Below are 16,011 nucleotides of genomic sequence, written 5' to 3'. Positions count from 1 at the left end.
TTGCGATCTACTAGTCCTAATATCTGAGAAAATACGTTTATATTTACCATGGCGGTGATGGAATTTTAGCGAATTAAATATAGCAATCCCTGCTATATAAATACACCGCCATTTTTTCCCTTATTTTAGACACTACTGTATTAAATTATGAAATTTAAATTAATAATTCAAATACTTTCTTAATAAAATATTAAAGTTTGTTTTGTTTAATTGTGGTTTCCATTGATTTTATCATGTTTTAATGAGAATATTGCTTTTTGAGGATAATATAATACAGTTATAACAGATATTTTTTTGAGGAAGGTGATTGATAATCACTGATAATAATAGATTAACGATACGAAAGATTAAATGAATGGAGAGGAGATCTTTGGCTATAGGTTGGTTGTAGTTTAATGAATTATACCTTTAATAAGGTATCTATTATTTCCCATTCCTTTTACGTATTGTTTTTTATCAAGGATATAAGAATTGCCTACGTTATAATTCATTGTTTCTTCATTAACAAAAAGTAAATTTTGCGTTTTCTTATAAATGCTTATTTCAACAGGTAACTTTTGGTTGAAAATAACTTTTACTGTTATTTTGGTTTTAGAGTCGGTAGGAGTAGAATAAATTAAAGTATCTCCATTTGATTCTTTAAGAAATTCAGTTCCAGATTTATTGATGTCAATAGTAGAAAATTGTGCAAGCTCTTTTTCCCAATTGGAAATTTTAATTTCCTTGCTTTCCGATGATTTATCGTTTGAAACTGTTTTGGTGACAGTTGGATTCAAGGTTTGAAGTTTTTGTACTTCTTCCTTAAAGAATTGAGGGATATCAAATTCTGTTGTAGTTGATTGTGAAGACAAAGAAGTATTGCAACTGTATAATAATACAGCTGCAATAGTTAAGAAAGGTATAAATTTAAATGTCTTCAATGAATCATTATTAATTTACTAATACATTGCCTGTCATTTCCAATGGAATGTCCAGATTCATCAATCGTAATACAGTAGGAGCGACATCTCCTAATTTACCATCTGCGATAGAAGAATAATCTTTATCAATTAGAATACAAGGAACAAGATTTGTCGTGTGTGCTGTATTTGGAGAGCCATCTTCATTTAGCATGAATTCAGAATTACCATGATCCGCTAAGATGATGAAGGAATATCCAAATTCTAATCCGGTTTCTACGACTTTCTTTAAACATACATCAACAGTCTCGACAGCTTTCACCACAGCTTCAAATACACCTGTATGGCCAACCATATCAGGATTAGCAAAGTTTAGACATATAAAATCCGGGCGATTGCTTACGATATCATTGCAAATAGCATCCGCAATACCATAAGCGCTCATTTCAGGTTGAAGATCGTAAGTAGCTACTTTCGGAGAAGGAATCAACAATCTATGTTCACCTTTGAACTCATCTTCGCGACCTCCAGAGAAGAAAAATGTCACGTGTGGATATTTTTCTGTTTCTGCAATACGAACTTGAGTTTTACCTTGTGCTTCTAAAGCCTCACCTAACGTATTGGTTAGATTATCTTTTTGGAAGATTACTTTTACCCCTTTGAATGTGTCATCGTATGATGTCATAGTGACATAATACAAATTCAAAGGTTTGATGTTATATTCTGGAAACTCTTGTTGCGTTAATGCAATTGTAATTTCGCGGCCACGATCTGTTCGGAAATTAAAACAAAATACTACATCGCCTTCTTTAATCACAGCTTTTGGTGAGCCGTCATGGTTAGCAATAAAAATTGGTTTTACAAATTCATCTGTCACTCCAGCTTTGTAGGATTGTTTGATTGATTCTTGTAAGTTAGAAGAATGTTGACCAATTCCTTTAGTCAATAAATCATATGCTTCTTTTACGCGTTCCCAACGGTTATCTCTATCCATAGCATAGTAACGTCCAATAGCAGAGGCAATCGTTCCAGTTGAAGTTGCTAAGTGACTTTCTAGATCTTTAACATATTCCAAACCACCATTAGGATCTGTATCACGACCATCTAGAAAAGCGTGAATAAAAACTTGGTCGTTATTAAATCCTGCTACTTTGGCCGCATCACATAATGATTTAAGATGCGAAATATGCGAGTGTACACCACCATCAGACAACAATCCAATGAAATGTACATTCTTATTGTTTTGTTTTGCATAGTCAAAAGCATCTTGAATTACCTGATGACTTTCGAATATGCCATCTTTTGCTGCCTTATTAATACGTCCAAGTTCTTGATATACTACTCTTCCAGCACCTAAATTCATGTGACCTACTTCGGAGTTACCCATTTGACCTTCTGGAAGACCTACAGCTTCGCCTGAGGCTTCAAGTTTTGAATTAGGGTATTTTTCTAATAGAGAATTTAAATAAGGAATCTTTGCTGCCAATACAGCATTTGAATTATCATTTTTGCCATAACCCAATCCATCCAGGATGATTAAGGCTACTTTCTTTTGATTTAAGTTGTCCACACACAAATATAAAAAATCCTAAGCTTAAGTTATTAAATTCTGAAATGAAATTATTCGATTCTGATAATTTGCTATTTTATGGGAATAATATTGTTTGAAAGGTGTTGTATTGATATATTCGCACATATTTTCTAGTTGATGGGTAAAATTTTATACGTTTTAATTTTTATATTGTCTGTATTTGATCCTTCAAATTTTCGAGAGATTGATAAAATGATTGGGAATGCGCTGAGGAATGGAGATGCTAAAGAATTAAGTAAATTTTTTACTTCTTCTGTAAAGATTTCTATACATAGAAATGTACAGATCGCATCCAAATATCAGGCAGAGTTGATTGTTTCGGAATACTTGAGTGCGAATAAATTAAGTGATATAAAAATTTCTCGCTTAAATGAAAGTCAGCCCAACCATTTGGTTGTCTATAATGCTAAAACTCACAACAAACCAATCCGAATATTAATTAAAACAGTAAAATTAAAGGAAAGCGAGTTTATTTCGGAATTCCGAGTTGAATAGAAATTTATTTTCACGTAACATATATTTTGCTCATCTTAGCTTAATATTTTTATAGATTATTGAACAAATACAATGGATTTAGCATATAAAAATCTCTTGAAAACTTTTGTGGATCAAGCCATTCAGGAAGATGTACAAGATGGCGATCACACAACTTTAGCCTCATTACCAGAAGATAAGTTGGGTGAAGCAAAGTTGTTGGTTAAAGACAATGGAATTTTATCTGGAGTAGAAGTAGGAGTAGAGATTTTTAAACAAATCGATGAAGATTTACAAGTACAGGTGCTCATCGAAGATGGTGCAGAAGTAAAATTCGGAGATATTGCATTGCTTGTTCGAGGAAGTATCCATTCTATTTTGAAAGCAGAGCGTTTAGTATTAAATGTGATGCAGCGCATGTCTGGTATTTCTACACGCACCGCTGAATATGTAAAAGAGTTAGCGGGTACGAATACTAAAGTGTTGGATACTAGAAAGACTACGCCGCTATTACGATTTTTAGAAAAACGTGCTGTTGTATTGGGGGGAGGTGTGAACCATAGATTTGGTTTGTATGATATGATCTTAATAAAAGATAATCATGTGGATTATGAAGGCTCAATCTCAAACGCCGTAAATAATGCTATTGCTTACAAGCAAAAGAATAATATCAATATTCCTATAGAAGTAGAAGTTCGAAGTTTTGATGAGTTGAATGAACTTTTGTCCTGTCAAGGTGTTGATAGAGTGATGTTCGATAATTTTACACCAGAAAACGTAAAAAAGGCTGTTGAATTGGTTGGTGGTAGGTTGATTACTGAAGCATCAGGAGGTATTGATTTAACAACTATTCGTTCATATGCGTTATCAGGTGTGGATTATATCTCTGTAGGTGCATTGACACACTCGGTGAAAAGTTTAGATTTGAGTTTAAAAGCTAAGCTTATTTAGTATTTTTGTTAAGGATTTAAAAAAATTAATGATTTCATTATATCTATTTGGTGTAGTTGTACTAGCCTATTTGTTTGGTTCCATTCCTACAGCGGTATGGTTTGGCCAAGCGTTTTACGGGGTAGATGTGCGGGAGTATGGTAGTGGTAATGCAGGTGCGACTAATACATTTCGGGTTTTGGGAAAGAAAGCTGGAATTATTGTGATGCTTGTAGATATTTTCAAAGGCTGGACAGCCACCAATTTACCTTATTTGTTAGATTCGGGAATTGTAGGGACATCCGATTCTATACATTTTGTGAATTTTCAGTTGGCACTAGGAGTCATTGCTGTTTTAGGTCACTTATTCCCAATTTTTGCAGGGTTTAGAGGCGGAAAAGGGGTTGCTACCTTGTTTGGGATGGTGATTGCTATACAACCTTTAGCCGCATTATGTTGTGTGACTATTTTTCTTTTATGTCTTCTTATTAGTCATTACGTTTCTTTAAGTTCAATTAGTGCGGGTTTTACATTCCCTATTAGCTTGGCTTTAATTATTAAAACAACTGTGCCTTCTTTGATGTTGTATGCTATAGCAATTTGTGTTTTGATACTTATTACACATCAAAAAAATATTGAACGCTTACTTAAGGGTAAAGAATCTAAAATTTACTTATTCAAAAAATCTTCAAAATAATTTCGAAGAATTGAACTTTTAGGAATTATTATTGTCTTTAATAGGTAGAAAGAAATTATAAAACAAAAATTATCATGAAAAAGATATTTACTTATGCATCTTATGTGTTGTTGGGAGCAACATTGATGGGCTGTGCTACTTCAGCAGTTACAGGTAGAAAATACTTGAAACTGGTGGATAGCGAAACTATAAATCAGCAAGCAAGCTTAGCGTATAAAGAGTTTTTAAGTGATAAAAGCACAAAAGTTGTTACGGGAACTGCACAGGCTACAGCTGTAAAAAGAGTTGGTAATAATATAGCAGCTGCGACTCAAAGATATTTACAACAAAAAGGGATTGCTGATCAATTTAATTTTAACTGGGAATTTAACCTTATTCAGAATGATGATGTCAATGCGTGGTGTATGCCTGGTGGTAAAGTAGCTGTATTCACTGGTATTCTGCCTCTTTCAGGAACTGATGGTGGTTTAGCAACAATTATGGGACATGAGATTGCGCATGCATTAGAAGAACATTCTGTAGCGCAGGTTTCTAATCAAATGGCTTTGCAGTTAGGAGCTCAGGTATTGGGGGCTGCATCTCAGATGTCAAATAATAAAGGTGTAGCTGTATTAAATCAAGTATATGGTATTGGCGCACCCATCGGTATGTTGAAGTTCTCTAGAAATGATGAGTTAGCGGCTGATAAAGCAGGTTTAATTATTATGGCAATGGCTGGATACGATCCAAACGAAGCCGTGAAATTTTGGGAAAGAATGGCTGCAGCTAAGTCTGGTGCTAATTCAGTGCCTGAATGGCTAAGTACGCACCCTAGTGATGCTCGACGTATTGCTCAGATTCAATCTTTAGTACCTGAAGCAATGCAATACTATAAAAAGTAATTAAAGGCATTAATATATTGAAAACGCCAAATGAGTAATCATTTGGCGTTTTTCTTTTAGTATAGATTTGATTATGGAATGTTCAAATACTTGTGTGTTTGTAAAGAAATATTCCATTTTGGATTTTCCTTTACATAATCAATGATAAGGGGCGTTACTTCCGCAGCTTTGGACCACTCGGGTTGCAAATAAAGTTTGCAATTAGGACCTACCATTTTAGCGTGTTCCTCTGCCCATAAGAAATCTGATTTATTAAATACAATAACTTTTAGTTCGCCAGCAACAGCAAGCACCTCTGGTCTTGGAGCTTTAAATTTCTTCGGTGAAAGACATATCCAATCCCAATAACCGCTTAAAGGATAAGCTCCTGAAGTTTCAATAAAAGTCTGTATTCCTTCTTCTTTAAGACGAGACGTCAATAAGTCCAAATTATAGATCAAAGGTTCTCCTCCTGTAATGACCACTGTCTTCGCTGGTTGTGATTGGGCATTTTTAACAATTGTTTCAGCGCTAGTAAGTGGATGTAAAGTTGCGTCCCAACTTTCTTTGACATCACACCAATGACAACCAACATCACATCCTCCAAGACGAATAAAATAAGCCGCTTTTCCGGTATGATATCCTTCTCCTTGAATTGTGTAAAATTCCTCCATAAGAGGTAGTAACGAGCCGTCTTCTGGTACTTGATGTGACATTATCTAAATTTTAAGATGCAAAGGTACGATTTATTCATGTTATGTGGTATTATGGAATAAGTAAACTATTTACCTATTGGTTATTTAAGTGTCAAAATGTTATATTTACAACACGACTTCCAATGTAAATTATGAGGGAAAACCTAAAGGTATTATTAATTATATTTTTCTTTATTCAATTTAATGTAGCTTTTTCTGATGGATCTAAAGACTTATATCCAGCTGGGGTGAAGGGCGCACGAGCGTATATGGAAACTGAAGTTTATAATGGTAGTATACTTTATCATAATTTTTATAATAATGGTAGACATTTCGCATATGTGAAAAAAAATGAAATATTAGCTGTTAGTTCCAGCGCGCAAGGTATAGGTAATGGAACTATTCGTGTATATAGTCCATCTGGACATTTGTCTTCACCATCCAATAACACAGTAGGTAGAATCACCGCTCGGCCAGGATTGAATAATAGAGAAGCTGAATTAGCAGGTCCTCGATTAGGTTATGATGCGTATGAAATTCCAGTTGATGAAGAAGGGATTTGGACTATTGAATTTACTTCTCCAGGAAATTCAAGTACGCTTCCTAATAATCTAGCTAATGAAAACTGGACTCAAGAAGCTAATCAAAATTTTATTGCTGCATGGGATATTTCAGTTAGAAATGAGTCAGATACCGATTGGTTGACGGGTAGAGTTTTTGCCAATGTCCTTAATCTCCATTTAAATGGTGGAGGGATGACAGATCCCAATTATGCTTATTATGGCGTGAATTATGTGCTTACCAAAGATGGATATTATTATCGTGTAGATGGCAATGGGAGTATAGGTCTAAGATTTACTTATTTTGTCAATAATTCGGGTATACTAGATCAGAACAATATTCCTAGTTACAAAAGTTCGCCAGCAGGTTTTAATGCCTCTATACACAATCCAAACGGTAATGATGTAGGTAATGAGTTTATCACGCACAAGATATTTTATACCTTACCGAATCTAGATTTGCCTAAAATTACTAGAAGTCACTTTGGAGAAACCTGGTTACTAAATGAAATTCAAATACCACAAGTTAAGAATATCACTTTTGATGGTTCTGAAAAGACTTCTAATAATGTCAACACTAAAGGTGTAAAAATAAATTTTGAGACTAATTATGCTGGACGATATAAAATAACAATTAAAAGTAACGATCAGAATATTAGTTTTCAGCCTTTTGAAGCAATTGTAAATGCTACTGTAGGTAATAACGAGTATGAGTGGAAAGGTGTAGATGGAGAAAATAATTTTGTTCCTCATGGGGGGTATAATATAAAAGTAAGCGTAGCTTCTGTAGAAGGGGAAGTTCATTTTCCGTATTTTGATATGGAAATAAATCCCAATGGACTCAAGTTAGAGCGCTTTGATAGGGAAACAAATACCCCTTCGCCAGCAATTCTATATTGGGATGATAGTGATATTCCTCTCGGTAATAATTTTGGAGAACATTCCAATCCTATAACCAATCTTGCTGGGATATTAAGCAGTCAAAATGGTCATCGATGGGGGACCTATACTGCCTTTTCTGGAGCTCCATTTAATAATAATTTGTATACAGGTAATAATAGCTTTGGAAATAATATGGCTATGGATACTTGGTCATATGCTGTTCAGGTAGATGAATCTATTGAAAAAGAAATAGTAGTTGAGGTCGCTGATCTACAAGTGATTTCGATAGATGCTGACAAAGATACAATTGAGCTTAATGATAGAGTGAATTATACCATGCGTGTACGCAATAATGGTCCATCAGATGTAATCGGAAGTAACTTTGAGTTTAGTCTACCTGAAGGTTTTACTATTGAAAATATCAATTTTTTAGGAGCTGATTGTGCATCCATTGGTTTGCAAACAATAACAAAAAATATAGCTAACATTCATATCGATATCAAAAATGGGTGTGAAGCGGTTTTTGTCATTCGAGCTTTTGCAAATAATGTTCCTGATGCCACATATGGCATTGTTCCAGCGGAAGCTGGTATAGTTCGTCCTAAAGGATCTACAGATCCTGATGCAACTCTGGACGACAATGCTGCCCTTGCTCCCAAATCCGCACGAGAGGAATGTTCTCCACAAGGCTGCAATAATATCAAAATTAATTCAGATGTGTTTTTGTTGGAACCTTTAAATGAAAGAGGTCAGATTGCATTATTAAAACAAGCAAGACATATCGATCAAAATAATTCAGGTTTCCAGGAAGAAGGAGAAATAATAGAATATAAATTTACTATCAGAAATACAGGGGAAGTGTTGGTAAAGGATTTTATTCTCATTGACACGTTAGTTAGCATGGATACTATTGTCATCAATGATATTATTTTGGCTAAAAATCAACAGCATGAATTTATTCTGCCTTATACAATTACAAGACAGGATGTAATTAATGGCGAGGTAATAAATCAAGCTTTGGTTATGGGGAAGAATCCAAGAAACTTTGATGTAAAGGATTTATCCGGGACTGATTTCAATAATAATCAAAAAACCAGATTGGATATTGACCAAATACCATTATTTCAATTGAAGAAAACAGTTAAAAATGCAGGAAAAGGTTCTGGTGAGAATGGACAATTTACGATCGGTGATGAAATTAAATATCAATTCGAGATCAAACATGAAGGGAATATTTCTATTCATAATATCAAATTAATTGATGAACTACTATTCCAATCTCCTCAAGATATTAGTATAAATAAAATAGACAACCAGATTACAACTGTAGAAAATTCTTATCAAGTAACTGGAGAAGATATTCTTCGAGGTTTTGTAGAAAATACAGCTGTTGTAGAAGGGTATGATACTAAATACAATAATACATTACGCGATACTTCAGGTACTACTTTTGAAAATAAGGAAATTACTAAAACTTTAGTCGCCAAACCGCCTATTGCCAAAGCAGATAAGATTGATGTTTATCAAGGTGCAAATGTGGAATTAAATGTGTTAGCTAATGATGAAAGAGGTAGTAGTGATTGGAATAATGGACGGGTTGAGATTATTGATCCTCCAATTATGGGTAGATTGGAGGTTAATGGTATTAATATATTATATACGCAATATAATAATCTTGAAAGTGGAGAAGATTTTTTCACCTATAGGATCCATGATAATAGCAGATTAACTAGTGAAATCGTTGGAGTTGATTTAACGATAATTAAAACAGTTCCTATTACAGTTGACGATTATTTTGTTCAATATTATAATACTAGAGTGACAATATCACCTGCAGATAATGATTATGTAGAAAATTCAGAGCTGGATTTTGAAAGCATAACGATAATTAATCAACCAATGAATGGAAGGTTAGTTTATATGGGAAAAGGAAAATTTACTTATACCTCGGAGAAAACTTTCTCAGGAATTGATCAATTTACTTATCGCATCATGGACAAAAATGGTAACTGGTCTGAACCTGCTACAGTTAAAATTGAAGTAGCAGGTATTCTGATTCCAAATGTAATAACTCCAAATGGTGATGGTCTAAATGATACAGTTGAATTAATTGGAGTTTATCAATTTGAACGCGTAGAAATACAAATCTTTGATCGTTTTAAAAATCTTATTTACGAAAATTCGAATTATAAGAATGATTGGCAAGTGAGTTCAAGTGTGCGAGATGGAACATATTTTTATATTCTTAAGTTTAATAAAAAAGGAGAAAAGGCAATTATTAGAAAAGGTTCCTTATTAATTACTCGCGAGAAAATTAATTAGTTTTAATGCCATTCTTCGCGTCCAAGTATTTTCTTTTGCTCGTAATTTAGACTTTCATCTTCTGTAAGATTTGACGGTGTTAATGTTAGCAATTTGGGCTGACCCGCATCGAGCCATGCAGAGTACCAAAAAGAAGCGACAGCAAATATAGATGCCTTGAAACGTCTTTCCACCATACCATTTAGTTCGATATTATAAGCTTGTACATAAGGATCAGAATAGGTTTATATGAGTTGATTGTTTCTTTCTATATAAGATTTAATCTCAGAATCCCTAAAAGACTTGTTCAAAGCTTTTTCAATTAACAATACAGAATCAACTAAAGCATTGCTTTCACGCACTATCTTCCAAGCAAAATTAACTGGATCGGAAATATATTGGGCAGAGCCAATAAATAAATCATAATCTGTCATATACATCTCAGGAATACGGGTTTCCCAGAGTGCATGAATTCCTATTTGGTTAGTGTATTGACCATTATAGTTACTAGTAGTATGTAAAGGAACATGTGCATCAGCTACATAATGTCCCAGATCTGCACTCAATTGAATAATTCTTTTGTTGTCTTTGGACTTAAAAGCTTGCACTAGATTTTGGTATGTTCTGTTGATTTGCCAGGGCACTATTCCTTGAGCTAATAATTTTCTTTCGTTTAATTTTTCTTTGGCTTTGGACCAATGAATTGGAATGCTATCTATATTTTCATATTGGTCTAGGTCAATATAATGTTTGGGACCTTCGATAGTATCAATATAACATCTCTTGTCCGCGTCAACGGCCTTGTCTGTTATTTGTTTAATACATGTTTTGTAAAAAGAAGCGAGTTCAGTGGGAAGTAAAAAGACCGCCGTTTGATTTATTTTTTTATGTGGATTGAATCCCCATGAACTAAGAAAGAACAGGCCAAGGACCAAGAAGATTGGGGAAGGTTTCATAATTAATGCGTTATACCATTAATTTAAGAAATTAAATTAATTAAAAGTAGTTTAATGTAAATTATGAGCCTTATTTAATAAAAATATGTATTTTCGATTTACTTTTTTATTGCTATTCATGAAGATATTATATGCTATTCAGGGGACAGGAAATGGACATTTATGCCGAGCGATGGATGTTATTCCATGCCTTCAGGCTTTCGGCGAAGTGGATGTTTTGATCAGCGGTATTCAGGCTGATATTTGTATTCCCTTCGATATCAAATATAGATTGCATGGATTAAGTTTTATATTCGGTAAATCGGGAGGTGTAGATCTTTGGAAAACGTTTATGAGCTCCACTGTGCGAAAATTGCTTCAGGAAATCAATGAAGTGCCGGTTCAGGATTATGATTTAGTGATCAATGATTTTGAGCCGATCACAGCTTGGGCTTGTCAAACAAAAGATCTACCATGTATTGGATTAAGTCATCAAATAGGAGCTATGCATCCTGACAGTCCTAAGCCAGATGAGACTGATGTGATGGGGAAATTTATAATGAAAAATTATGCTCCGGTAACACAAGCTTATGGCTTTCATTTTAAACAATATCATCATTCGATTTTTACTCCCGTAATCCGAGAACCTATTCGTTCTTTAGAACCGACAAATGAAGGTCATTATACCGTATATTTGCCATCTTATGATGATGCGCATCTGCTGAAGCAACTGACTAAATTTACGGACGTGAATTGGGAGGTTTTCTCAAAACATAATACGAAACCATTGCATATGAAGAATGTCAAAATTCAGCCTATTAACAATGATGCTTTTGTAAAAAGTATGGCTTCTTCAGAAGGTGTATTGTGTGGAGCTGGATTTGAGACACCTGCAGAAGCACTATATTTGGGCAAAAAAGTATTGGCTATTCCAATGAAAAATCAATATGAGCAGCATTTGAATGCAGCTGCTTTAGAAGATATTGGCGTACCTGTTATCAAAAGTTTAAAAAAGAAATACGAGTATGATATTGAATTGTGGTTAAACAGCACCGATACGGTGAAGGTTGATTATCGCAACAATACCATGCAAATCGTAGAAACCATTATAAATAAAAATACATGAAGTTAAAATTTATTTACTCGTTATTAATCTTAGGGGCTAGTACAAGTTACCTACAAGCACAAACAAAGAAAACAACTACACCTACAAATAAAGCAACAGCTGTTAAGTCTTCTGTTCAAGAGTTTTCTTTGAAAACTTCCAATGATTCCTTGTCGTACGCATTAGGCATTGATGTAGCTAAAAATTTGAAAAATGCAGGTTTTGATGTAAGTACGGAAGTTTTTCATAAAGGTCTGGTTGCCGCCTTAAAAGAAGAAAAATTACTCTTGACTGAGGAGCAAAATATGGATATTATCCAAGGTGAGCTTGTTAAAGCTTATGAAAAGAAAAATGCGGAATTAAAAAAGCCTGGTGAAGATTTTTTGGCAAAAAATAAGGCTCGTCCCGAAGTCAAGGTTACTCCTGAAGGTGTGCAATATGAAGTATTGAAAGAAGGTGATGGACCACAGGCTACTGCTGATTCAGAAGTAGAAGTGCATTATAAAGGAACATTAATGGATGGAACTCAATTTGATAGTTCGTACGATCGTAATGAATCATTGACATTAGATTTGAATCGCGTGATTGAAGGTTGGAAAATAGGTATTCCATTGATGAAAGTCGGTTCAAAATATAAATTTTATATACCTTATAATTTAGCTTATGGTGAACGTGCTACAGGTTCAATTCCTGCGTTTAGTGCATTGATTTTTGAAGTAGAGCTATTAGGTATTAAAGCAGAATAAAATGAAATATAATAAGTTAGGCAAGTCAGATATAGTAGTTTCAGAAGTGGGGATAGGCTGTATGTCATTCAGTACGCATACGCGTACTGAAAGCGAATGTATTATCCAGAAATCCATTGATGAAGGAATAAACTACTTTGACACGGCTGACTTATATGATTTTGGTGAAAATGAAAAACTGCTGGGGCAAGCCATAAAAGGTTATCGTGAAAAGCTTGTCATCGCATCCAAGGTCGGCAATAGATGGAAAGAAGATAAATCGGGTTGGACTTGGGATGTCTCTGGCGATTATATAAATGAAGCAATAGATGAATCATTGCAACGTTTGCAAACGGATTATATAGACTTATACCAAATTCATGGCGGAACGAAGGAAGATAATTTTGAGGAAGTCGTGTATACTTTGGAAAAATTAGTAGAACATGGTAAAATAAGGACTTATGGTATATCATCTATTCGACCTAATGTCTTTTTACGCTATGCGAATGAATCCAATATTGTTTCCAATATGATGCAGTTTAGTCTTTTGGATACACGTCCGGAACCTTACTTACCTCCGTTGCAAACGGCAGACGTGTCCATATTAGCTAGAGGAAGTTTTGCCCAGGGAATGTTATTAGGAAAGCCTGCTAACGATTATTTAGATCATTCAAGCGAGCAAGTCGAAATAATAACCAAACAAATTGATCTTTTGGCTAATGAACTATCAGTTTCAAAAGAAGCTATTGCTTTAGCATTTTTGTTGAAATATCATAAAATCTCTTCTGCTGTAGTTGGGGTGAGCACCAAAGAGCAGTTGGATAAATTATTTACAGCCATCAATGAATTGGATAATTTGCAGATTGATTTCGGTAAATTAAATATTCCTAAGATCAATTATACAACACATGTATAATAATATAAGAAGCCGTAATTTATATTACGGCTTTTTATATTAATATTAATTACTTGTAATTTCTAATACAGAACTTTTTATACTTCCATTCAGGTACCAATCTAATCCGACTTTCATGAGGTAATCCCCACTGAAAGCTTGTTCATTTCTTTTGAACTGAGGTTTTTGATTAGGCATCAAGTTGATTTCTTTAATCGTATATCTTTTATTTGGATCTAAGCCTTTTAATATAATTTTATTGAAAACATCGCCTGTTAATGTGTTTAAATTATAATTAAACAACACTGCTTTTGATTTGTCTTCCGAAACGGTCATCCAAGCGGCATAATTATTTTGGTAAGGAGATATGAGACGGAAGATTTCTCCCTGTGCGATAACAGTTTGCAATCTGTTAAAATTCTTCACAGCATCTTGGCAATATTTTAATTCATCACCGCTCATTTTCTCAAGCTCAATATCAAAACCTAGCTTCCCACTCATGGCTACATCTGTACGGAATTTGATAGGCTGTTTACCCCAAGATGTGACGTGCGCACATTGTGCCGCAAAAGGGAAAAAGTACGAATAGGCATATTGTAGATATACACGGCGCAAACCATCGGTGTTATCGCTTGGCCAGAATTCTTGGAAATATTTCAAACCTCCATATTCAGCTCTTCCGCCACCACCACTACACCACATCATTTCTAAATCAGGATATTTATTACGGAAGCGTTCTAATACGCTATATAAGCCATTTACATAATCTACAAAAAGATTATTTTGATTGTCTTTTAGGTATGGAGAATATTGATTAGTCATATAACGATTACAGTCCCATTTGATGTATGCGATCTCTTTTCCATCTTGCATGATTTTATCAATGACACTATACACGTAATCCTGAACTTTTGGATTGGTTAGATCGTGAACTAATTGTTGTCTACGTTCGTCAATGTGGCGATTCGGCAGCTTTAGTACCCAATCAGGATGTTTTTCATATAATTCACTTTTTTGACTGATCATCTCAGGTTCTACCCAGATACCAAATTTTACACCTTTTTCATGCGCTAATTTCACCAAATGACCAATGCCATTTGGTAATTTTTGTTTATTTGGATCCCAATCACCTAAGCTTGTGTGGTCATTGTTGCGTGGATATTTATTTCCAAACCAGCCGTCGTCCAATAAAAATAAGTCAACACCCAATTTCTTAACATCACCAAACATGTGATCCAATTTCTGCTCATCAAAATCAAAATATGTCGCTTCCCAGTTATTAAGTAGGGTAGATCTTTTTTTACGGCCTTTGTAAATACCGTAATCTAAAGCCCATTTGTGTAAATTTCGACTGGCTTGACCTTTTCCTTTTGTTGTAAAAGTATAGATGAAAGTAGGGGTTTTAAACTCTTTACCAGCGGCTAAGTTGTAGGCAGAAGAATAATTGTTTATGCCTGGAAGTATTTGCAACAAATGACCAAAATCTTCGCTGTATTTCACATTCTCGAATGTAAGTTTGAAATTTCCAGACCAAGCTAATGTACCTGCAATGACTGTCCCTTCGTTTTCTGAGGCCGGTTTATCCACGGATAATAAAAAGGATGGTAAATCAAAATTGGTCGCTCTTGTGCCCAATTTTGATTCTATACGGTGAATACCTTGAGGCAATTGAACTTCTTCATTGCGCATTTCGTTGATCCAATCTCCATAGAAATGTTGTAAGTAGTATTTATCAGCTTTTAACTGTAGTGCAGCTGAGGCAATATTTTCAATTGTAATAGCTTTTTTCTCTTTATTTGTTAGAGTGGACCAAGTTTCAATGACATTCTCTTTTTGATAAGCTTTGAAGGTTAATTTAACGTCAATCGCATATTTTGGATCTTTTAAATCAATTGTTGTAGTTATTACATTGCCATCATTTGCTTGTTGGTGCTTTATATATTCCAGTTGCGTAGAAGGGTTTCCGTCAACTTGTCTAAGCTGTAAAGCGGGTTCACGAACGGTATGCAATCCTCAGTAATCCAGGTATTAACCTTACTATTGGGTAATTGGGCGTAGTCATTCTTGTTGGAAAGTGATTCTCCTAAATATACTTGCTCCAGGCTTTTATTTTTACCTACTCGGAAAACTAAAGCCGTGTTTTGGGTTTCAATCAAAATATCCTGAGCTTTTAGTTGGAAGGATATTGCAATTAGCAAGAGGATGATCATAAAACGAGGTTTTGAATTCAATCCTTTTAGGCTGATTAATTTACTTTTACTCATAACGTGGTTTTTGTTTATTAAAAAAGGTTTGCTAAAATATGAATAATTTGTTTGAAAAATTAACTAAAACAATTATTAATACTATTGTTGTTTAATCTACAATATAATAAAATATTTTTTTAACTTAACAGTTAACTTATTTAGGGTGTTTATAATTCTGGGTTAGGAATTAAAATTTCAATTAATAAAATGAAATAG

General features: G+C 34.3%; 14 protein-coding genes. 8 read left to right on the top strand and 6 right to left on the bottom strand.

Going from position 1 to position 16,011, the window contains the following annotated elements:
• Nucleotides 1–392 precede the first annotated feature (392 nt).
• Both H8B04_RS10555 and gpmI read right to left on the bottom strand, forming a co-directional pair.
• Nucleotides 393–920 carry a hypothetical protein gene (locus tag H8B04_RS10555; protein WP_190302313.1) on the bottom strand — a complete coding sequence of 176 codons (528 nt, stop codon included), beginning with the start codon at nt 918–920 and terminating at the stop codon, nt 393–395.
• Between the two features lie 10 nt (nt 921–930).
• Nucleotides 931–2,469, bottom strand: coding sequence for a 2,3-bisphosphoglycerate-independent phosphoglycerate mutase (gene gpmI, locus H8B04_RS10550; RefSeq protein ID WP_190302312.1), 1,539 nt, complete (start codon nt 2,467–2,469; stop codon nt 931–933).
• Between the two features lie 138 nt (nt 2,470–2,607).
• Here gpmI and H8B04_RS10545 point away from each other — a divergent pair, with 138 nt between their 5' ends.
• The 4 genes from H8B04_RS10545 to H8B04_RS10530 all read left to right on the top strand — a co-directional run bounded on the left by H8B04_RS10545 (nt 2,608) and on the right by H8B04_RS10530 (nt 5,472).
• Nucleotides 2,608–2,985 (top strand): DUF4783 domain-containing protein, encoded by a 378-nt coding sequence (locus tag H8B04_RS10545; RefSeq protein WP_190302311.1) that lies wholly within the window; start codon nt 2,608–2,610, stop codon nt 2,983–2,985.
• 72 nt (nt 2,986–3,057) lie between these two features.
• Entirely contained in the window at nt 3,058–3,915 is an 858-nt protein-coding gene (gene nadC, locus H8B04_RS10540) for a carboxylating nicotinate-nucleotide diphosphorylase (protein WP_190302310.1), read from the top strand.
• A 28-nt stretch (nt 3,916–3,943) separates the two neighbouring features.
• Nucleotides 3,944–4,591, top strand: coding sequence for a glycerol-3-phosphate 1-O-acyltransferase PlsY (plsY, locus tag H8B04_RS10535; protein ID WP_165290145.1), 648 nt, complete (start codon nt 3,944–3,946; stop codon nt 4,589–4,591).
• A gap of 74 nt (nt 4,592–4,665) precedes the next feature.
• On the top strand, nt 4,666–5,472 hold the full coding sequence (locus H8B04_RS10530) for a M48 family metallopeptidase (protein ID WP_165290146.1): 807 nt from the start codon (nt 4,666–4,668) through the stop codon (nt 5,470–5,472).
• A 71-nt stretch (nt 5,473–5,543) separates the two neighbouring features.
• On the opposite strand, the gene H8B04_RS10525 is transcribed toward H8B04_RS10530, so the two are convergent.
• Nucleotides 5,544–6,167: a 7-carboxy-7-deazaguanine synthase QueE gene (locus H8B04_RS10525; protein ID WP_190302309.1), complete on the bottom strand. Its 624-nt coding sequence runs from the start codon at nt 6,165–6,167 to the stop codon at nt 5,544–5,546.
• A 131-nt stretch (nt 6,168–6,298) separates the two neighbouring features.
• Here H8B04_RS10525 and H8B04_RS10520 point away from each other — a divergent pair, with 131 nt between their 5' ends.
• Nucleotides 6,299–9,910 (top strand): DUF7507 domain-containing protein, encoded by a 3,612-nt coding sequence (locus H8B04_RS10520; protein ID WP_190302308.1) that lies wholly within the window; start codon nt 6,299–6,301, stop codon nt 9,908–9,910.
• A gap of 224 nt (nt 9,911–10,134) precedes the next feature.
• Here the strand turns inward: H8B04_RS10520 and H8B04_RS10515 are convergent, their stop codons facing one another.
• Nucleotides 10,135–10,845, bottom strand: coding sequence for a zinc dependent phospholipase C family protein (locus tag H8B04_RS10515; protein WP_223815369.1), 711 nt, complete (start codon nt 10,843–10,845; stop codon nt 10,135–10,137).
• Between the two features lie 118 nt (nt 10,846–10,963).
• On the opposite strand from H8B04_RS10515, the gene H8B04_RS10510 reads away from it, so the two are divergent.
• From H8B04_RS10510 to H8B04_RS10500, 3 genes are read left to right on the top strand one after another with little or no spacing between them, the layout of a single operon-like run.
• Entirely contained in the window at nt 10,964–11,950 is a 987-nt protein-coding gene (locus H8B04_RS10510; protein WP_190302307.1) for a glycosyltransferase family protein, read from the top strand.
• Nucleotides 11,947–12,675, top strand: a complete 729-nt coding sequence (locus H8B04_RS10505; protein ID WP_165290151.1) for an FKBP-type peptidyl-prolyl cis-trans isomerase — start codon at nt 11,947–11,949, stop codon at nt 12,673–12,675. Before H8B04_RS10510 ends, H8B04_RS10505 begins: the two co-directional genes overlap by 4 nt.
• A gap of 1 nt (nt 12,676) precedes the next feature.
• On the top strand, nt 12,677–13,570 hold the full coding sequence (locus tag H8B04_RS10500; RefSeq protein ID WP_165290152.1) for an aldo/keto reductase: 894 nt from the start codon (nt 12,677–12,679) through the stop codon (nt 13,568–13,570).
• Nucleotides 13,571–13,615: 45 nt separating this feature from the next.
• Here the strand turns inward: H8B04_RS10500 and H8B04_RS10495 are convergent, their stop codons facing one another.
• Both H8B04_RS10495 and H8B04_RS17095 read right to left on the bottom strand, forming a co-directional pair.
• Complete coding sequence (locus tag H8B04_RS10495; protein ID WP_223815368.1) at nt 13,616–15,559, bottom strand: alpha-galactosidase; 1,944 nt, start codon at nt 15,557–15,559, stop codon at nt 13,616–13,618.
• On the bottom strand, nt 15,484–15,813 hold the full coding sequence (locus tag H8B04_RS17095; RefSeq protein ID WP_206366778.1) for a hypothetical protein: 330 nt from the start codon (nt 15,811–15,813) through the stop codon (nt 15,484–15,486). The genes H8B04_RS10495 and H8B04_RS17095 overlap by 76 nt, the downstream gene beginning before the upstream one ends.
• Nucleotides 15,814–16,011 lie beyond the last annotated feature (198 nt).

The organism is Sphingobacterium litopenaei, from assembly GCF_014692495.1.
Classification (GTDB): Bacteria; Bacteroidota; Bacteroidia; order Sphingobacteriales; family Sphingobacteriaceae; genus Sphingobacterium; species Sphingobacterium litopenaei.
Note: the sequence above shows the minus strand (reverse complement) of the source record. Positions and strands in the feature narration are given on the sequence as shown.